This is a genomic window from Metaplanococcus flavidus (assembly GCF_042675885.1).
In the GTDB taxonomy this organism is placed as follows: Bacteria; Bacillota; Bacilli; order Bacillales_A; family Planococcaceae; genus Planococcus; species Planococcus flavidus.
In genome coordinates this window covers 75,203-92,362 of the sequence record NZ_JBHTKI010000003.1, presented here as the reverse complement: position 1 = coordinate 92,362, position 17,160 = coordinate 75,203, and the positions used below count along the sequence as shown (strand labels likewise).

The window sequence follows — 17,160 nt, the reverse complement described above, 5'->3', positions numbered from 1 at the left end:
GGAATAACGATTTGACGGACATTTGTTGTATAGTGAAACGTTTTTTATGTATTTGCAGTCTAATCTGTTAACAAGCCAAATTTGATAACGGAAGGAGTGAAAGCTGTGCATCGAAAAATTCACTTTATGGCGTTTCTGCTGGTTGCGATGATAGCGGTATCCGCTTGCGGCCAAGGAGTAGGAAATGACGCTGATGACATTGCATCCGGTGATAGCGGCGAATACCCTTACGGCCATTACGAAGACGATAAAATGATTGGCACAGCGTCATCAGTTAACAAAAAAGAAAATATCATTGAAATCGATATTTCCGAATGGAGCAAGCGCGACTGGAAAGGCCCCGTGCTAACAGATGGTGGCTATAGTTATAGGGCAAGTTTTACAGAAGACACTTCCATTAGATACGAAGATGGCACGTCTGCTTCTATCGACGACATAAAAAACGGCCAAAAAGTGCTGGTCAATCCGCCCGCAAACGACGATAATTCTGAAGCCCACGCAGATGAAATTGTGTTAATGGACATGACTTATGAAGAAAAATACTGGCGGCTGCTGTCGCATATAGACGGATTTAATATTGTAGTCATGTATGAATACGGAGATCCGCCTCCACCTGAAATGCAGGAACCATTGTATGAAAATACACTTGCTATATTGGAAGGCACAGATCACGATGTTGTAGGTGCATCTGTCGAATACGACGCCAATTATGTGGTCGATTTCAAGGAGGAATTGGACATCGAACAGTTTCCTGTGATTTTTGTCTTCAACCAAAAAGAGCTGCTGTTCAAAGGCTATAGTGCAGATGAGCTCTATGCGTTCTTTGAGGATATCTCTGACAGTTAAAGAAAATAATAAATGGAATGCCCGTCAAATCGGAAGACGATTTGACGGGCATTTGTTGTATCCAGGAACTTTTTTACTTTTATTTGGTCACATATAATTACAAACCACTACATGCAACTGAAAGGAGCGAAAAAAATGCTTTTTAGAAACATTGTCAGTTCTTATACTTTATTGCTATCGCTTGGCGCATTTTATTATGGCAGCTTAATGTTGTCGGGAGATGGCATATTTGCCGACTTTCCACCGGAATGGGTCGGTGTCATGCCTTTCAACAGTTGGATGAGCCTCGCCTTGTTTGGAATGATTGTATTCGGACTTGGAAATGCCGGCGCCGCAATTTACGGATTTATGAAGAAAGATCAAAAACTATTTGTGCTGGTCATATTTCTTGGCGCTTTGTGTTTCCTGTGCGCTGCTTTACCTATTATTCTGCTAGGCGAATGGTATTTGCCCTTAATCCAATTGTTTTTGGCGAGTGCCCTCCAGATGGCCCTTGGATTCATCGGATTGATTGCGAAAAAATAAAAAAAGGTTCCGTTTCACGTCAATGACGTTAGAACGGAACCTTTTTGGCAGTTTATTTTATACAGAAATTTTTGCATCAGAAATACACAATCACAATCAGAATAGCTGCGAGCACAAGCCGGTAAATCGCGAACGGCATGAGTTTGACTTTGGCGATCAGCTTCAGGAAGAAGCGGATCGAAATCAAGGCAAAGACGAATGCGCTGACCAAGCCGACGATGTAGAACGACAGATAGTCCATCGACAGCTGGTCCCAGTTTTTCAGCACCGACACGAGACTTGCGCCGAACATGATCGGCACAGCCATGATGAAGGTGAAATCCGCTGCCGTTCGGTGACTGAGGCCGAATAATACACCGCCCGAAATGGTCGCGCCGGAACGTGAGAAGCCCGGCCAAAGCGACAGCGTTTGCACCATTCCGACCTTGAATGCCTGAAGATATGTAATTTCGTCAAGGCTATTGATAGTTGGCGTTTGGGGCCCGAATTTATCGGCCGCAATCATCAGGACCGAACAGGCGATCAAGGCGTAGATGACGGTTTCGACGCCAAACAGGTGGTCGTCGATCAAGTCTTTGAAAGCAAAACCGAGCACGACTGCCGGCAGCATGCCGATGATGACATGCAATAAATTAAAGCGTTCATTGGCGGATTGCCCTTCGATTTTATAAAGGCCGACCAAACTGAACAGCCGTTTCCAGAAGACGGCGACCACTGCCAGGATCGAACCCAATTGGATAACGATTTTAAATGTGTTTGCCGGATATTTTCCGAGGAATTCCTGTGATTTCAGCCACATATCATCAACGATGATCAAATGTCCGGTTGACGACACCGGGCAAACTCCGTCATGCCTTCCACAAAGCCCAAAATGAGGGCCTTCAATAAATCCAACCATTCCATGTGCCATCCTGCTTTCTGTTATCATCTCTTTTTATGTAACGCCTTTTTTCTGCGGAGGTTGCGCAATTTTCAGCAGCTGCCGGAATTAATTTTCAGCAGGTTTTATTGAAACTTCCAATTGAATCATTCGTATAAATACTATAGCCTGAAATTAGTTTGACAATGCAAAGGGGTGGCGGAAATGGCGGAACGTTTTGACATGAGTTTCAAAAATAAAGAGTTGAAAATGTGGTTGCTGATCATGGTTCCGATTACGATTATCGGAAGTTATTTCTTGCTGACCAGTACGCCTTCCACCCGACATTACCCTTTCGGAATTCTTCTGATCGGCTATGCCTTCTACTACAGCTGGCGGTACCGCTTCCGGAAAAAGAAGAAGGAAAATAAAGAGATTCAATAGATCAAATACCACTTATCATGTTAGCTGCCAATTATTTCCCGGGAAATGACGTGGAATTTATTGGTTCGATGCTTTAGCATGAAGATGGACGAAATACATATTACAGAACGGAGGTCCTCGAATGCCACACTGCGAGAATTGCAACCACCAATGGGCTTGGGGCACGGCTTTGCGCAAATCTTTCACGTTAGGTGAAGGTATGGAATGTCCGGAATGCGGCAGAACCCAGTACCTGACGAAACAATCAAAAAAACGGATGGGGATTGCCAATTTCTTTCCTGCTCCCATCCTGATCTTTTCCGGCATGCTGTTTGATGTCGATATAGCCACGATCTTAGCGCTCGCGCTGGTGCTTTTTGCGGCATTCATGATGACATATCCATATATGATGGAATTGACGGACGAAAACGAACCGATGTGGTAGTTATAAATACACAAAGTAAAGCGCCCTTCCAATGGAAAGGCGTTTTTTTACTGTTCTTTGAACTTCATCCCTTTTGCCACCAGTTCTTCCTGGAGGATACCAGCCGCTTTCGGGCCGACGCCGTGCAGTGCCAATAATTCTTTTTCGGTGATGCCGGTCAATTGTTTCAACCGGGTGTAGCCTGCTTCATGCAATGCCCTGATCGCCGGACTGGCAATGGTTTTCGGAAAGTCGTTCCCTTCGTTGGATTTCCGCCCTTTCTTGGCAGGCATTTTTAGTTCTCCATATTTTATTTGGTGTTCCTTTTTACGTTTGAGGTAATCTTCGTCTTCCCGAATTTCATCCCATCTCTTTTTGAAGATGGCCGCCGACTCGGCTTTTTCGGGATCGATCTGGCGTTCCTTGATCGAACGGTCTTCATTGTATTTACGGCCGCCTTTGTAATTCGTATAGCGCCGCGCACGGGTGTAGCCCATCTGGATGAATTTCCGCGCCATGTCCATGCCGACGAAATCGTCCTGCCTGCGGTATTCCTCGAACATCTCCGAAATTTTATCGCATGATTCCTGCGCAATGTCCGGCGTCTTGAAGCGCCAATGCGGCAAAATCTCACTCTTATACGGCTCGACCAGCAGCACCCCCTGCTCGCCTTTGCCCACCCGGTACAACTCGGGATTCTTGCGCAAATCCAATTTTTCATAATCCAGCTCGTAGTCAAATGCCATCCGTATCACTCCTTGTGGATTTCATACCCTGTTTTGGGGTGGAAAATGCCGGTGTGTTGTGCTGATTTTAAATGAAAGATGGCAACCGTGAGGAAAAATCTTCTATATGATAGGTAAACTCGTCTATACGACACCTGAAACTTTTTATACGACACCTGAACTTGGTTATACGTCACTTGAAACTCCATATACGGTACCATCTTCCAAAAATGAGGCATCTCCAAAAGCCTCCTCATCACCCAAAGAACAAAACTCCTTATTGCCCTAAAGCGGGCGGGGCTGCACGCCCCGCCCTTGCAGTCCGCCCCCGCGGACTGCGACCGTTCGGCTTTTCAGCTGGTTAAGTCTCTTCTATTTGGATTCATCAGCTAAGGAAGAGCAACCGTGAGGCAAAATCTGCTATAAGGCATCTAAAATCAGTTATACGACACCTAAAACGCCACATCCAGTAGTTAACCGCCTCTATCCGTCATCTGCCTCCGCGACAATCTCCGCCCTCACCACCTCCCCCGATTTTGTTGCAGTGAAAACTGGTATAATGGCGATAATAAGTTTCACGCAAAGGGGCGATGGATGGTGAAAACGGAGAAACAGAAAATGCTGGATGGGGAAATGTATGATCCGCAGGACAACACGCTGCTGAATGAGCGTTTGAATGCGCGGCGGCTGAGCCGGCTGTTCAATAAATCTTCCGAGATGGACGGCACAGACCGGAAATTGCTGCTGAAGGAGTTGCTCGGGTCAACGGGCGATAAGTTTTTTGTCGAGCCGAGTATCCGCTGTGATTATGGCGCAAATATCCACATCGGCGAGAATTTTTATGCCAATTTCGATACTTGCCTGCTCGATGTGTGCGAGATTCGGTTCGGAGACAATTGCCTGCTGGGTCCTGGTGTCCATATTTATACGGCGGCTCATCCGGTACATCCGGGCGAACGGGCAGCCGGACTGGAGTTTGGCAAACCGGTGACGATCGGCGATAACGTGTGGATCGGCGGACGCGCGGTGATCAACCCTGGCGTAACGGTGGGCGACAACGCGGTGGTTGCAGCTGGTGCTGTTGTCGTAAAAGATGTGCCGGCAAACACGATGGTTGGCGGCAATCCAGCTATTGTATTGAAAGAAATCGAATTGTAAATCGAACACCACGGCTAAGGCTGTGGTGTTTTTGGGTGCAATATTTACGAATAGCTCCGGTTCTTGTCAGCCTTCACTTCCGCGAGTGCACACAGCTCCAGCAGATCCTGCCTGCCCAGCGAAGAAGAAATGGCCAGCAGCTTTTCCAGATAATCCGCTTTCGTCATTTCCGCCATCATTATATTTTCAGCCGAAACTTTATCCTCCGGACGGACGCCGTTCATGATGTCATCCCATTCCTGATCGCTGTAATGGATAATCTCTTCCTTTTCTGTTTCCAGCAGCACCTCATATGGTACATCCAGCACTTCGCACAGCGCCACGATCCATTTGACCGACGGCACCGAATCGCCGTTTTCCCAACTTTTGATCCGGCTCGCCGACGTGCCGAGTTTTTCGCCCAATGACAGCATCGACAAACCGTCATGCTCCCGCAGAAATCTTAGAATCTGCCCGAAATTCTTTGCGTTGAACGCCATACCTTTTCACTCTCCTTGGTTTTATTTATAAATAAAATATATCATAATTTTACTTAAAAATAAAACTGAGTCTACGAGATTTTATTCATATAGAGAGATCTGAAAACTCTCCCCAATCAACCCGCTGTTAACGTTATAATGAAGGTAATCATTAAATATTGGGGGCGGCGCGAATGATCAGCAAATTGGATCCGCAAGTGGACGAACTGATCGAGGGCTTGGACGAATCGGTTCAGGTCATCGTCAAACGTTTGAGAACGATGGTGTTCGAGGCTTATCCGGAGATCGAAGAACACATCAAATGGTCGAAGCCGAGTTATTCGAAAGAAGGGCTCGTGTGCTATATGCAGACGGCGAAAAGCCATGTCAATTTCGGGTTTTACCGCGGCACCGAACTCGAGGACCGCAATAATATACTCGAAGGCGACGGCAAAAAGATGCGCCACGTGCAGATCCACAAGATGGATGACATCGATGAGGAAAAACTGAAATTCCTGATTTGGGATGCGGTTGATCTGAACAGGAAATGAGGCGGGCACAATGAAAGTCGGCACCCTTCTTTTCCTGGTATTAGTGGCGTTGCTGCTGAGCATCTACTTCTATATCGTTGAGCCGCTGTCAGGCGCCAACCGCTGGGCAGCTTATGCGGTTTATCTGGTGCTGTTTGTCGGCCTGATCGTCGTTATCCATCAACTCGAGAACCGCTATGAACTCCTCCGCCGAAAACTGAGCATGGTGTTGAGCGTGCTGTTTGTTGCCGGCCTGTTGAGTCTGCTGTTCTTTTTGAGCATCATTATTTAAATTGGAGGTGGAGTCTTGAACCAGCTGAAAGGATTATACATATGCCTTATTTTAATCATCGTCATCACTTTACTCAATTTCACGCTGCTTGGTGACGAGTACTCGGGAATCACTACATTCTTGTCAGTAATTATTTTCATTTTTGCCACATTGTTTTACATCAACGCCAGCCATCGCATGAAGGATGCCGGACAATAAATTCAAGAATCAGTGGAGAGGAAATAAGCATAATTTCTCCTGTTTTTTTCGCAAAATATCCTTATCAATTCATATTCAATAATTATTTATTGATATTCGATAAAATAAATGGTATCTTCAGGATAAGAACTTGTAAATTGAAATAAAATCTGAAAACGATCTTACGGTCTGAGGTGACGAAAATGGCGATTATTATCAATATTGATGTTATGTTGGCAAAACGGAAAATGAGCGTGACGGAACTGACCGAAAAGGTCGGTATCACGATGGCCAACTTGTCCATCCTGAAAAACGGCAAAGCCAAAGCGATTCGCTTTTCCACCCTTGAGGCCATCTGCAAAGCCCTCGACTGCCAGCCGGGCGACATTCTGGAATACCGTGCGGATGAAGAAACGGGAGCTGAATAAAGCCAAATGAAAGAGCCTGGAAAATTTTCCAGGCTCTTTTTCCGGTTTCCTTACTTTTTCGCAACCGCTTCGAACGTGATACTCTGCTGCGGATTTTTCGGATATTCACCGTACACATAGTCTGCGGAAATCACAATATCACCGAAACCATGGTTCTCCAGGATTGTGCGAAACTCCTCAACGCCGTACCAGCGCATCGCGAAGCGTTCCAGTTCCGTATCCAGCAGTTGTCCGCGTTCCCACTTCTCGTAACGATGGTTTGACACACTGAATTGATTGATGTGATCGATATCGGTTGTCGTCGACTCAAGCGTGATGACTCCGCCGTCTTCAACCTCCCATGAACGAAGCGTTGAATTGCCGATCTCGTTGTCCGTCGGCAAGTACAAATCGACGATCAGCTTGCCGCCAGGCTTCAGATGCCTGTGGAAATTCTTCAGCGCTCTGAGCGATGCGCCCCGCTCATGCAACAAAAGGAAAGTACCCGCGGGGATGATGACTGCCTCGTATTCTGTCCCGAGTGAAAAAGTCTCCATATCCGCTTTAAAAAGATTTGGCCGCAGTCCCCTTGCTTCACAATTCTTACTGCACATATTGAGCATATCCAGTGAACTGTCGAAACCGTCCACCATAAACTTTCTCTCAAGCAAAGGCACGAGCATACGCCCCGTTCCGGTTGCCGGTTCCAGGATGCGTCCTTTGATGCCGGCGAGCCGTTCCAGGTAGAATTCCACATCGCCGAACGATGTCCCAATCGGCTTGTCGACCCCATAGACTTCCGTCGATAGCTTGCTGTAATACCCTAACATCGGATGCCCTCCTTCGCTTTTTGAAAATGCTAAAAATTATATTTCCAAACTATTCCCTCTATTCCGGAAATAAAACATATTGAGGTTAACGCATTATTTAGAGAGAAATGAAAAGATCCCAGCTCAGCTGAGATCCTTCTTTTCTTTGTTTTTATTTATATGCTTATCCCAATCATAGGGAATCATGGTCCATTCTATGAAAAAGCCACCAATCCAAAGAGCGATTGATGGCCATTCCATTTATTAAAAAACCCAAAGAGCTGCGAGGGCAGCCAGTAAGTTCGGCAATGCGAACAGGAAGCCGTTGCGCAATTTCGCTGTGCGCCCCGCGCTTTCCTTGCGGCGTTCCGAGCTGGTCATGCGCTCCATTCCGCCGGAGCCTTTGAGCACGCCGGAAAACAGTACGCCCCAAACAATTCCGATGATTCCAAGGACTCCCGCAATATAAAACGCCATGTCCCAGTCTTCCAGGAAATAGCCGAGCAAAAGGCTGAGCACGGCCGTGACAATTCCGATTATCAAAAACTTCATTTCTGTTTCCTCCATGCTGTAAGTTTATGTTTCTTCTATATAACATCATAACCGCAAATGCGGGGTAAAATAAACTATAATTTTCGATACCGCTTGAGTGCCAAAATATTCAATGCGATGAACAATAAAGCGAAAAGCGCCAATACCAGCAGATTGTCCGCCACATCGCCAAGCCCTTCCCCTCTGTACATAACGCCTGTCAGCGCATCGGCCCCGTAATACAGGGGCATAACGCGCCCGACGTTCTGCAGCCATTCAGCCATGCCCTCAATTGGAAAGATGCCGGAGAAAAAGATCTGCGGAACGATGACGACCGGGATGAACTGGACCATCTGGAATTCGGATCCGGCGAACGTCGACAAGAGGATGCCGAGCGACAGCGCCACCAGCGCAAGCAGCAGATTGATGATGATGACATGCCAAACCGACCCTTCCATCACAATATCAAGAATATGGATGGAAAATAAAACAACGATCGTCGTCTGGATGATTGCAAATATGCCGAACCCGGTCAGATAGGCAATAACAATTTCCCAGCGTTTGACCGGCGTCGCGAGAACCCGTTCCAAGGTGCCGGAAACCCGCTCCTTCAATAAACCGATTCCTGAAATAAGGAAGACGAAAAAGAACACAAAAAATCCCACTAAAATCGGACCGATGACGTCAAACAGATCCGTGTTTTCATTGCCATAAATATACTCGGTTTGGAGTACAGGCGCTGTCGGACTTTGCTCACCAACTCCCTGGCCCTGCAGCGCCATCGCCTGGGAGATTCCGGCGATCAACACTCTCGTTTGGGAAGGGCTGCTGTTTTGAAGCGTCAATGCTGCACCATCTGCCGAGATCTCCAATAACCCATCCAGGTCATTGTCCAGAACTGTTTCCTGATCCGCGGCTTCAAAAATTTCCACTTCAATGCCACGTTCTTCGAGCGTTTCCACAAGCAATTCACTGCCGCCGACAATTCCAAGATTGAGTTCGTCGTCATTGCCGTCAAAAATGAGATACATCAGCGTCAGGACGAGGAGCGGCGCAAGAAACAACAGCGCCAAGGTGCGTTTGTCGCGGAACATCTGCAGCATGATGCGTTTAACTAACGCCTGGATTCTCATTCCGAACCCCTCCCGGCTGCCAGAAAGACGCCTTCCAGATCCGCCGCACCGTACTCCGCTTTTAATTCTGCCGGCGAACCGCTCGCCAAAATACCGCCATCCCGCACCAGCGCGATCACTTCACATTTTGCCGCTTCGTCCATGACATGGGTTGTCAGCACAATCGTTTTTCCCTGCGCCATCAGCTCCAGCAGCTCCTGCCAAACCGATTGCCGCAGCTCGGGATCGATTCCCACCGTCGGCTCATCCAGAATCAGCAGTTTCGGATCGTGTACCAGGGCAATCGCCAGTGACAAACGCCGCTTCATGCCTCCCGAATACGCAACAACTTTCTTGTTCATGGCGTCGTCCAGCTGCACCAGTTTCGACACATAGGCGATGCGCTCTCTCAGCGCTGTCCCTTTCAAACCGAACAGCGATGCAAAAAACACCAGATTCTCTTTGCCGGTCAACTCAGGATACAGCGCATCAGACTGCGCCATATACCCGATATCCTGCAGCAGCTTCAAGTTCGGCACCTTTTTATCCAGTACCGTCACCGTACCTGTATCCGGCGAATCGATGCCGACAATCATCTTGACGAGCGTCGTCTTGCCGGAACCGGACGGGCCGATGAAGCCATAAATCCGCCCCTCGCCAACTTCCAGATTGATGTCTTTCAACACTTCCTGTTTGCCGTAATTCTTGCTTAAACTTTCAATCCGGATTGTGTGATTCATATCAACACCCCGTTCGGTTTAATTTTGTATTCAGCGTAGCATAATCGGACGGATGTTAGTATATGGAATATGGGTTGTGGAGATATATTTTTCCTGTTGGCGACCGGTTTCTCGAAAACCCCTTTTTTACGTATCTTTTCTGTCCACAGATTTTCTCACAATGAGGGATTATGGTACTTTAATTAATAGATTGGGCTTCCAGCTTCTCTTTGGATAATTTGGAATCGTCATATTCATTAAGTAATATTTCATTGGACTGAAGAATTTCTTTAAATTTTTTATAGGATAAATTTTATTTTTAAGGAGGATCGGACATGCCGCAAAATATATTAGTGATTGGCGCTGGCATCGGCGGATTGACCGCTGCTGCTTTGCTGGCTAAAAATGGGGACCGCGTTACACTTCTCGAAGCATCTTCTGAACTGGGAGGCTGCGCCGGGAAATTCAAACGGCATAAATTCCTGTTCCCTGTTGGCGCCACACTCGGCATGGGCCTTGAAAGCGGCGGCATCCATGAGCGCGTTTTCCGTTTCCTCGGAAAACCATTGCCGCTTGAACCGTTGGAAACCGTCATGGAAATGATCCACCCTGACCATTCGTTTGTGTTTCTGAAAAACCGTGAACATCATGTGCATAACATCGTCAGTCAATTTCCCGGATACGAATCAAATATTCGTGCCTTTTATCAGGAAATTTACTCGACTGCTTCAATCGTCCGCACAATGATGGATCCACTTCCTGCACTGCCTCCGGCTACAGCGAAAGAATGGGTAGCATTAGCGGGCGCCATCCGGCCTGCCCATGCCAGGCTTTTGCCGCATTTCAATAAAACACTTGGCGATTGCCTGAACCGCCACGGCCTCGACCAACTCACAGCGTTCCGGCATATGCTGGACGGGCTGCTGATCGATAGCATGCAGACCGCAAGCGAGGATGTTTCTTATTTACTGGCTGCAGTCGCACTCGATATCTATCATGAAGGGGCTTATTATGTACCCGGCGGATTGTATCGCTTTGCTGAGATAATGGGTGAAAGTATAAAGGAAAATGGAGGTGTGTTGAAAAAACGCCGCACCGTCATGAAACTGGCACGCAGCAAAAAGGCCTGGATTGCAACCGATCACCGCGGCAATAGCTACGAAGCCGATGCAGTCATCGTCAATGCACCCATCCACCTGCTCCCCGGCATGCTGTCACAGGAACTCGCAGACCAATTAAAAAAGCCCCTCCTGGAAGGGGCAAGAAGTGAAACATGGACGACCCTGACTTTGTACATTGCTGTCGATTCCAGCAGATTGACTCATCCGCTGCCTCCCTTCCGGCAAATTTCAACAGGAGATGGCATGGCTGAAGGCGCTCACTTTTTTATGTCCGCCTCGCTTCCCGGCGACTTGTTGCGGGCGCCTGCCGGTTTTCAAACCGTTACAGTTTCCACTCATTCCAAAGCGGACCTTTGGGATACCCACGAAAAGTACGACGTGGCCAGAGAAACGTTAAGCACGCGGATGCTCCAGGCAATCGAACAGCAAATTCCTGGTTTCCGCGAGTCGATTGTCCATCTGGAAAAAGGAGCGCCTAAAGCATGGGAGCGTTTCACGGGCAGACCGAACGGATTTGTCGGGGGATTCCCCCAAACCTTGGATTCAGCGCTGTTCAATTCCATCTCGCATCGTTCGGGCATTCCTGGACTTTATGTTTGCGGCGACCATATCTTTCCAGGCGGCGGCACAATTGGTGCTGCGGCGAGTGGCATCCATGCGGCCCGCTCAATCGCTTCCAAGCGGTTGATTTAAAAACGGGCGGCGCGCCGCCCCAGGCAGCTGGCGAACGCCAGCTGTTTCAAATCGATCCGTTCAAACTTCTGATGCGGTCCGTCTATTTTGAGGAGCGTGAGGTAAAATTGGCTATACGACACAAAAACAAGATTATACGACACCTAAAACAATTTATACGGTAAGTAAATCGTTTTATACGTGAGGTGAATAACTCTATATGACACTCAGAGCTTCATTCCCCTAAGTAGAAGATCCAGAAGCTATCTTCTTAAGCAACACATAGGCACAATCTTCCCCTATTCCATCTCCCACACCCAAAGCGCCGACGCTGCCAATTCTCCACTATCAGTAAATAGAAAAATCCCCCACGGATTATCTCCGCAGGGGATGCCACTTGAAATCAGAATATACGCTTCTCGTTTTCAACGTCGAAGAAATGGGCGTGCTCCATGTCGAATGCCAGTGTAATCTCGTCTCCCGCTTTGATTGCCGTAGTGGCTTCGATGCGGGCGATGAAATTCGAGCCGTTCAGGTGCGCATACAAATACGTTTCCGCTCCCATCAGCTCGGCAACATCGATGTTCGCTTTGAATACCGATGATGCATTGGATTCGATTTCCGCTGCGTTGGTGTGGATATGCTCCGGACGGATGCCAAGGATGATTTCCATCCCTTCATAACCTTCCGCCATCAGCTGCGCTCGTTTATCAGCGGGCAGATCGACCGTCGTTTCGCCGATCTGGAACCCTGCCGTCGTCATCTTGCCGCGGAAAAAGTTCATCGCCGGTGAACCGATAAAGCCCCCGACAAAGACGTTGACCGGGTTGTCGTAGACTTCCTTGGGTGTTCCCACCTGCTGGATGAAACCATCTTTCATGACGACGATGCGTGTTGCCATCGTCATCGCTTCCGTCTGGTCATGCGTCACGTAGATTGTCGTCGTCTGCAGGCGGTGATGCAATTTCTGAATTTCTGCGCGCATCTGTACACGCAACTTGGCGTCAAGGTTCGACAACGGTTCATCCATCAGAAAGATTTTCGCGTCGCGCACAATTGCACGTCCCAGTGCCACACGCTGGCGCTGTCCACCGGAGAGGGCTTTCGGCTTGCGCTTCAGGTAATCCTCGAGTCCAAGGATTTTCGCCGCTTCATTGACCTGCACCTCGATCTGCTTTTTCGGCACTTTGCGAAGTTTCAGGCTGAATGCCATATTTTCGTAAACGGTCATATGCGGATACAGTGCGTAGTTCTGGAACACCATCGCGATGTCCCGGTCCTTCGGCGCCACATCGTTCATGCGCTTGCCTTCGATTTCAAACTCGCCGTCTGAAATATCCTCAAGACCGGCAATCATGCGAAGTGTCGTCGATTTCCCACAGCCGGACGGGCCGACAAAAACGATGAATTCCTTATCCAGTATGTGTAAATTAAAATCCTGTACCGCCAGAACACCTTTGTCGTATTCTTTGGTAAGATTGGTCAACTTCAACTCTGCCATACGGCAACCCCCTTCAAAATCATCTCTATTATTTTCCGTATATTACCGTGACGTGCGGGTGTTTGTGCAGTATGCTGGCAGGAAACTCTTCCGTTACGGCACCGTTTTCCAGGCGCTCCACAGCATCCATTTTATTGTCTCCAAAAGCCAGCAGCACGATTTTACGGGCTGCCATAATTGTTCCGATGCCCATCGTTAGCGCTTTTTTTGGAATATCCTGTTCCCTGTCGAAAAACCGTGCGTTCGACTGCCGCGTCGCTTCCGTCAGTTCAATGACATGCGTACGCGAATCAAAGGGCGTGCCCGGTTCGTTGAAACCGATGTGGCCGTTGACGCCAATGCCCAGCAATTGCAGGTCAATGCCGCCGCTTTCCCCAATCAGCTTCTCGTATCGACTGCACTCCGCATCCAGATCCGTCGCCAGGCCATTTGGTAAATGGCGTCTCGTTTCTGGCAAATCGATGTGACGGAATAAATTCTCATTCATGAATTCGTGGTAGCTGGTCGCGTCTCCCGGGCCTATCCCGACGTATTCATCCAAATTAAAAGTTGTCGCCCGTGCAAAAGAAAATTCTTCCTCCTGATGGCGCCGCACCAATTCTTTGTAAAAGCCGAGAGGGCTGCCGCCTGTGGCAAGCCCTAGGACACTGTCGGGTTTTGACAGCAATTGTTCCGCAAAAATCGTCGCTGCAATTTCACTCATCTGCTCGTAGCTTGATACTTCAATCCACTGGAACATCTTCGATTTGATCATGAGCGAAACTCATCCTTCCTCTGCAAAAGGTATGTCTGACGCTGAAATCTTCTGTTACCAGAACGATATCAGCATCTTTGCCATGCTCTAAGCTGCCTTTGCGGTCCGAGATTCCGAACCGCTGTGCCGCATTTCCGGACGACAGCGCAATGGCGTCGGCCCATGAAATGTCAGCTGCCACTTTCAACTGGCGCACTCCTTCATTCATCTTCAGCACACTGCCGGCAAGCGTTCCATCCGCCAGCACCGCTTCCTGGCCGCTCACCGTCACTTCCTGGTCGCCGAGAGTATACGAACCGTCCGGCAATCCTTTGGCGCGCATCGAATCAGTGATGAGCAATAAACGTTCCGGACCGATGACCTGCAGCACCAGCTTCAGCATGTCGGGCGCTAAGTGGATGCCATCCGCGATGATTTCACAAAATAATTCCCGGTTCAGCATACCCGCGCCGACCACGCCGATTTCGCGGTGGTGCAGCCCGCGCATGGCATTGGCGAAATGCGTCAGATGCGTTAATCCGGCCTCCTGTGCTCTTTTAATCGTCGCGTAATCCGCCGTCGTATGGCCGGCTGAAACGATGACGCCACGTTCTGAAAGTTCCCGAATCACTTTAAATTCCACATCTTGTTCCGGCGCCATCGTGATGATTTTCAAATCGTCCAGATTGTTACCGAACCATCCTTGTAACTGCGCCATCGACGGTTCACAAATATAGGCGGCAGGCTGTGCCCCCGCCTGATTCGGATGGATGAACGGACCTTCGAGGTGAAAGCCGAGCATCTCCGCTCCTGCTTTCTCCTTTCCAGTCATGAAATTCCGTCCGTGCCGGATAGCCTGTGAAATGCGTTCCGGCGAATGCGTCAGCGTGGTCGCAAGAAATGAAGTCGTCCCTTCGGCAGGCAGCGCCGCCGCAATCGTCCCCGCCGCTGCACTGTCGTCGTCCATAAAATCCGCTCCAAGTGCTCCGTGGATATGGATATCAATAAAACCCGGCATCGCCACAGAGCCGCCGCCGTCAAAACGGTCGCCAGTGTAATCGGTGAGCGGCTCCGCCGACATTGCCGCAATCCGTCCGTCTTCGATGAGGACCGAGCCTTCAGCCAACGAGCCATCGTTTTGGACCAGCCGGATATTTTCGATCAATGTTCGAGTCATTGCGGACACCTTCTTTGATTGCGTCATTATTTTTTCTTCTTGCCTGAAATGTATTGCTGAATGTCTTCAATCGCTTCCCGCGTCGAATCCAGATAAGTGATTGTTGTATCAAATTGCCGCGATGCCACTGACATAAACAGCATGTCCATAACATGCAGCTGAGCCAGCCGTGAAGAAGTTGCCGCGCTCCGGAAATTCGCTTCGCGCGATGGCGAGGTGTACAGCTGGATTTTCGAAATTCCTGAAATCGGCGTCTGGCCATATTTCGTCAGGCTGATCGTCGTCGCCCCCCGGGAATTTGCCAGTTCCAAAATCTTTTCGACTTCAAATGTTTTCCCTGAAAATGAAATTCCGACAACGACATCCTCCGGTCCGAAGTTGGCCACGACTGTTGCGCTCATGTGGAGATCTGCTGTTGAAGTTGTCGCTTTGTGGATCCGCAGAAATTTCTGCTGCGCATCGAAAGCCGGAATGCCGGAAGCCCCGACACCAAAGAAGTGGATATTTTGTGCATTGCCGATGGCATCGACCGCTGCTTCGAGTTGGGTGCTGTCCATCAGTTCCGCGGTTTCCAATAAAGCGTGGACAGCGTGGTCCGTCACTTTTTGAATGGTACTCATTACGGGTTCGTTGGGTTCGATGTCGCGGTTGGTCAATTCAATTTTCCGGCCCAGATCTCCGTTGATGCGCAATTTCAGCTCCTGAAAGCCTTTCAGCTTCAGCGATTTGCACAGCCGAGTAACCGCTGCCCCGCTTGTCTGGCTCATTTCACCGAGTTCCTGTACCGTCATCGACACGATTTTTTCCGGATTCGACACAATATAATCCGCGATTTTCTGTTCCGATGGCGGAAGATTCTTCCGCATTTCATTGACCAATACCAAACCGCCACTTGCTATGCCCATTGTCATCAACCCTTCTGCTTATACAAAATTATCTCTATATTTATTCTATCTCTAATTCAAAACTAATACAGGTGAAATGCTCCACCATGCCTGGAAATCGCTTCTTTAATGAACCAGTTCCTTCACCATTACATGAAACTGGCGATAGGTTTTGAAACCGTGCTTCAAATACAAATGACCTGCTGAGCTTGTTTCGCTGGTCCACAGGAACCAGGCGCCTTGGATCGTCCGCTGCTTCATCGCATGGAGCGTATCGTGCAGCAGGATTTTACCAAGCCCTTTGCCCTTTTCGTGTTCATCTACACCAAACGGGCCAAAGCGTTCCCGGATTCCTTCATAGCCTCCGAACATCGCGAAGCCGACAATGCGGTCACCGTTTTTCGCCGCCAGCACCTGTTCGGGATCGAGTCCCTGCAGGATGCCTTCACGGATGGCGCGTCCCCAATCGGGATTGAAATGTTCATTTGCAAAGCGGATCAGTTCCGGAAAATCGCCGTGTGATGCCGGTCCAAATGAATAGCCTTCCGCTTCGCGCTGTTTTTTCAATTCACTCACTGCGGGCGTGTAACTGTAATCCAATAAATCACGGTGCATCGCAACCGGCGAAGACTGTCGGCGATAACCTTCTTTCAGCAAAAAAGTGTACGCAGCCGGATAAGCCGTTTCATCGATGCCAGGCAGAAAATAATTCGGTGCGTAGGAAGAGAATAATATTTGTACCGCTCCCTGTTGCTTCGCATATTGTTCCGCCTGCTCCATCAATCCGTGGACTATTCCCTGACGTCCGTTTTCAGGATCGACCATGAAAAACGTAATCCACGCGGTGTCCCGCTCCAATTCTATACCCGCCATTGGGAGTTTCCTCGTGAGCGCATAGATAGCGCCGATCAATTCCCCATCCTGCTCGGCAACAATTAAACCTTCAGGATCGAAGTTGGCGTCGAGCAGCACTTGTTTGAAAAATCGCTGCTTTGTTATCGGATCGCGCTGCATGGTTTTATTCCATAGATCGATGATGGCATTTTCGTCGCCATTCCGGAAACTGCGGTACATCGC

At 48.8% G+C, this 17,160-nt stretch carries 21 protein-coding genes and 2 pseudogenes; 11 read left to right on the top strand and 12 right to left on the bottom strand.

What is annotated here, in order from left to right; all coding sequences use genetic code 11:
- Positions 1 to 105 precede the first annotated feature (105 nt).
- Together ACFQ1X_RS01715 and ACFQ1X_RS01710 are read left to right on the top strand one after the other, a co-directional pair.
- The gene (locus tag ACFQ1X_RS01715) at positions 106 to 846 is read left to right on the top strand and encodes a hypothetical protein (RefSeq protein WP_144840408.1); all 741 of its coding nucleotides are present in this window, start codon (positions 106 to 108) and stop codon (positions 844 to 846) included.
- Positions 847 to 981: 135 nt separating this feature from the next.
- Positions 982 to 1,371 (top strand): hypothetical protein, encoded by a 390-nt coding sequence (locus tag ACFQ1X_RS01710; RefSeq protein WP_144840407.1) that lies wholly within the window; start codon positions 982 to 984, stop codon positions 1,369 to 1,371.
- Positions 1,372 to 1,447: 76 nt separating this feature from the next.
- On the opposite strand, the pseudogene ACFQ1X_RS01705 reads toward ACFQ1X_RS01710, so the two are convergent.
- Positions 1,448 to 2,274, bottom strand: a pseudogene (locus ACFQ1X_RS01705) (undecaprenyl-diphosphate phosphatase).
- 181 nt (positions 2,275 to 2,455) lie between these two features.
- Here ACFQ1X_RS01705 and ACFQ1X_RS01700 point away from each other — a divergent pair.
- Positions 2,456 to 2,674, top strand: coding sequence for a hypothetical protein (locus tag ACFQ1X_RS01700; protein WP_144840406.1), 219 nt, complete (start codon positions 2,456 to 2,458; stop codon positions 2,672 to 2,674).
- A 121-nt stretch (positions 2,675 to 2,795) separates the two neighbouring features.
- Positions 2,796 to 3,098, top strand: a complete 303-nt coding sequence (locus ACFQ1X_RS01695) for a TIGR04104 family putative zinc finger protein (protein ID WP_144840405.1) — start codon at positions 2,796 to 2,798, stop codon at positions 3,096 to 3,098.
- Positions 3,099 to 3,379: 281 nt separating this feature from the next.
- Here the strand turns inward: ACFQ1X_RS01695 and ACFQ1X_RS01690 are convergent.
- Positions 3,380 to 3,823: pseudogene (locus ACFQ1X_RS01690) on the bottom strand (DUF4385 domain-containing protein); the annotation flags it as partial.
- Between the two features lie 106 nt (positions 3,824 to 3,929).
- Here ACFQ1X_RS01690 and ACFQ1X_RS01685 point away from each other — a divergent pair.
- Positions 3,930 to 4,091, top strand: a complete 162-nt coding sequence (locus ACFQ1X_RS01685; protein ID WP_379081091.1) for a hypothetical protein — start codon at positions 3,930 to 3,932, stop codon at positions 4,089 to 4,091.
- 308 nt (positions 4,092 to 4,399) lie between these two features.
- Positions 4,400 to 4,960, top strand: a complete 561-nt coding sequence (locus ACFQ1X_RS01680) for a maltose acetyltransferase domain-containing protein (RefSeq protein ID WP_144840463.1) — start codon at positions 4,400 to 4,402, stop codon at positions 4,958 to 4,960.
- A gap of 44 nt (positions 4,961 to 5,004) precedes the next feature.
- Here the strand turns inward: ACFQ1X_RS01680 and ACFQ1X_RS01675 are convergent, their stop codons facing one another.
- On the bottom strand, positions 5,005 to 5,439 hold the full coding sequence (locus ACFQ1X_RS01675; RefSeq protein WP_144840404.1) for a helix-turn-helix domain-containing protein: 435 nt from the start codon (positions 5,437 to 5,439) through the stop codon (positions 5,005 to 5,007).
- Between the two features lie 173 nt (positions 5,440 to 5,612).
- Here ACFQ1X_RS01675 and ACFQ1X_RS01670 point away from each other — a divergent pair, with 173 nt between their 5' ends.
- The 4 genes from ACFQ1X_RS01670 to ACFQ1X_RS01655 all read left to right on the top strand — a co-directional run bounded on the left by ACFQ1X_RS01670 (position 5,613) and on the right by ACFQ1X_RS01655 (position 6,845).
- On the top strand, positions 5,613 to 5,969 hold the full coding sequence (locus ACFQ1X_RS01670) for a DUF1801 domain-containing protein (protein WP_144840403.1): 357 nt from the start codon (positions 5,613 to 5,615) through the stop codon (positions 5,967 to 5,969).
- 10 nt (positions 5,970 to 5,979) lie between these two features.
- Positions 5,980 to 6,240 carry a hypothetical protein gene (locus ACFQ1X_RS01665; protein WP_144840402.1) on the top strand — a complete coding sequence of 87 codons (261 nt, stop codon included), beginning with the start codon at positions 5,980 to 5,982 and terminating at the stop codon, positions 6,238 to 6,240.
- Positions 6,241 to 6,255: 15 nt separating this feature from the next.
- Positions 6,256 to 6,438, top strand: a complete 183-nt coding sequence (locus ACFQ1X_RS01660) for a hypothetical protein (protein ID WP_144840401.1) — start codon at positions 6,256 to 6,258, stop codon at positions 6,436 to 6,438.
- A gap of 182 nt (positions 6,439 to 6,620) precedes the next feature.
- Positions 6,621 to 6,845, top strand: coding sequence for a helix-turn-helix domain-containing protein (locus tag ACFQ1X_RS01655; protein WP_144840400.1), 225 nt, complete (start codon positions 6,621 to 6,623; stop codon positions 6,843 to 6,845).
- Positions 6,846 to 6,895: 50 nt separating this feature from the next.
- Here the strand turns inward: ACFQ1X_RS01655 and ACFQ1X_RS01650 are convergent, their stop codons facing one another.
- From ACFQ1X_RS01650 to ACFQ1X_RS01635, 4 genes are all read right to left on the bottom strand, one after another.
- A complete protein-coding gene (locus ACFQ1X_RS01650; protein ID WP_144840399.1) occupies positions 6,896 to 7,654 on the bottom strand; it encodes a class I SAM-dependent methyltransferase in 759 nt (252 codons plus the stop codon).
- A 243-nt stretch (positions 7,655 to 7,897) separates the two neighbouring features.
- Positions 7,898 to 8,185 (bottom strand): DUF5316 family protein, encoded by a 288-nt coding sequence (locus tag ACFQ1X_RS01645; protein ID WP_144840398.1) that lies wholly within the window; start codon positions 8,183 to 8,185, stop codon positions 7,898 to 7,900.
- Between the two features lie 74 nt (positions 8,186 to 8,259).
- Positions 8,260 to 9,297 (bottom strand): ABC transporter permease, encoded by a 1,038-nt coding sequence (locus ACFQ1X_RS01640; protein WP_144840397.1) that lies wholly within the window; start codon positions 9,295 to 9,297, stop codon positions 8,260 to 8,262.
- On the bottom strand, positions 9,294 to 10,016 hold the full coding sequence (locus ACFQ1X_RS01635) for an ABC transporter ATP-binding protein (RefSeq protein WP_144840396.1): 723 nt from the start codon (positions 10,014 to 10,016) through the stop codon (positions 9,294 to 9,296). Before ACFQ1X_RS01635 ends, ACFQ1X_RS01640 begins: the two co-directional genes overlap by 4 nt.
- A gap of 314 nt (positions 10,017 to 10,330) precedes the next feature.
- Between ACFQ1X_RS01635 and ACFQ1X_RS01630 the strand changes: the two genes are divergently transcribed.
- On the top strand, positions 10,331 to 11,809 hold the full coding sequence (locus ACFQ1X_RS01630) for a phytoene desaturase family protein (protein ID WP_144840395.1): 1,479 nt from the start codon (positions 10,331 to 10,333) through the stop codon (positions 11,807 to 11,809).
- Positions 11,810 to 12,191: 382 nt separating this feature from the next.
- Here ACFQ1X_RS01630 and ACFQ1X_RS01625 read toward each other — a convergent pair whose 3' ends face one another.
- The 5 genes from ACFQ1X_RS01625 to ACFQ1X_RS01605 form a co-directional block, all read right to left on the bottom strand.
- Positions 12,192 to 13,289, bottom strand: a complete 1,098-nt coding sequence (locus ACFQ1X_RS01625; protein WP_144840394.1) for an ABC transporter ATP-binding protein — start codon at positions 13,287 to 13,289, stop codon at positions 12,192 to 12,194.
- A gap of 28 nt (positions 13,290 to 13,317) precedes the next feature.
- Positions 13,318 to 14,043 carry a glucosamine-6-phosphate deaminase gene (gene nagB / locus ACFQ1X_RS01620; protein ID WP_379081083.1) on the bottom strand — a complete coding sequence of 242 codons (726 nt, stop codon included), beginning with the start codon at positions 14,041 to 14,043 and terminating at the stop codon, positions 13,318 to 13,320.
- A complete protein-coding gene (nagA, locus tag ACFQ1X_RS01615; protein ID WP_144840393.1) occupies positions 14,012 to 15,199 on the bottom strand; it encodes an N-acetylglucosamine-6-phosphate deacetylase in 1,188 nt (395 codons plus the stop codon). Before nagA ends, nagB begins: the two co-directional genes overlap by 32 nt.
- A 26-nt stretch (positions 15,200 to 15,225) precedes the next feature.
- A complete protein-coding gene (locus ACFQ1X_RS01610) occupies positions 15,226 to 16,110 on the bottom strand; it encodes a MurR/RpiR family transcriptional regulator (RefSeq protein WP_379081080.1) in 885 nt (294 codons plus the stop codon).
- Between the two features lie 99 nt (positions 16,111 to 16,209).
- Positions 16,210 to 17,157 carry a GNAT family N-acetyltransferase gene (locus ACFQ1X_RS01605; RefSeq protein ID WP_379081077.1) on the bottom strand — a complete coding sequence of 316 codons (948 nt, stop codon included), beginning with the start codon at positions 17,155 to 17,157 and terminating at the stop codon, positions 16,210 to 16,212.
- Positions 17,158 to 17,160: the final 3 nt, after the last annotated feature.

Excerpts from the sequence above, each read along its gene's own strand:
- ACFQ1X_RS01630 (WP_144840395.1), top strand. The coding sequence starts at position 10,331 with ATGCCGCAAAATATATTAGTGATTGGCGCTGGCATCGGCGGATTGACC.
- ACFQ1X_RS01625 (WP_144840394.1), bottom strand. The coding sequence starts at position 13,289 with ATGGCAGAGTTGAAGTTGACCAATCTTACCAAAGAATACGACAAAGGT.
- ACFQ1X_RS01665 (WP_144840402.1), top strand. The coding sequence starts at position 5,980 with ATGAAAGTCGGCACCCTTCTTTTCCTGGTATTAGTGGCGTTGCTGCTG.
- ACFQ1X_RS01645 (WP_144840398.1), bottom strand. The coding sequence starts at position 8,185 with ATGAAGTTTTTGATAATCGGAATTGTCACGGCCGTGCTCAGCCTTTTG.
- ACFQ1X_RS01710 (WP_144840407.1), top strand. The coding sequence starts at position 982 with ATGCTTTTTAGAAACATTGTCAGTTCTTATACTTTATTGCTATCGCTT.
- ACFQ1X_RS01700 (WP_144840406.1), top strand. The coding sequence starts at position 2,456 with ATGGCGGAACGTTTTGACATGAGTTTCAAAAATAAAGAGTTGAAAATG.
- ACFQ1X_RS01655 (WP_144840400.1), top strand. The coding sequence starts at position 6,621 with ATGGCGATTATTATCAATATTGATGTTATGTTGGCAAAACGGAAAATG.
- ACFQ1X_RS01675 (WP_144840404.1), bottom strand. The coding sequence starts at position 5,439 with ATGGCGTTCAACGCAAAGAATTTCGGGCAGATTCTAAGATTTCTGCGG.
- ACFQ1X_RS01670 (WP_144840403.1), top strand. The coding sequence starts at position 5,613 with ATGATCAGCAAATTGGATCCGCAAGTGGACGAACTGATCGAGGGCTTG.
- ACFQ1X_RS01685 (WP_379081091.1), top strand. The coding sequence starts at position 3,930 with ATGATAGGTAAACTCGTCTATACGACACCTGAAACTTTTTATACGACA.
- nagB (WP_379081083.1), bottom strand. The coding sequence starts at position 14,043 with ATGATCAAATCGAAGATGTTCCAGTGGATTGAAGTATCAAGCTACGAG.
- nagA (WP_144840393.1), bottom strand. The coding sequence starts at position 15,199 with ATGACTCGAACATTGATCGAAAATATCCGGCTGGTCCAAAACGATGGC.
- ACFQ1X_RS01605 (WP_379081077.1), bottom strand. The coding sequence starts at position 17,157 with ATGTACCGCAGTTTCCGGAATGGCGACGAAAATGCCATCATCGATCTA.
- ACFQ1X_RS01635 (WP_144840396.1), bottom strand. The coding sequence starts at position 10,016 with ATGAATCACACAATCCGGATTGAAAGTTTAAGCAAGAATTACGGCAAA.
- ACFQ1X_RS01640 (WP_144840397.1), bottom strand. The coding sequence starts at position 9,297 with ATGAGAATCCAGGCGTTAGTTAAACGCATCATGCTGCAGATGTTCCGC.
- ACFQ1X_RS01610 (WP_379081080.1), bottom strand. The coding sequence starts at position 16,110 with ATGACAATGGGCATAGCAAGTGGCGGTTTGGTATTGGTCAATGAAATG.
- ACFQ1X_RS01695 (WP_144840405.1), top strand. The coding sequence starts at position 2,796 with ATGCCACACTGCGAGAATTGCAACCACCAATGGGCTTGGGGCACGGCT.
- ACFQ1X_RS01650 (WP_144840399.1), bottom strand. The coding sequence starts at position 7,654 with ATGTTAGGGTATTACAGCAAGCTATCGACGGAAGTCTATGGGGTCGAC.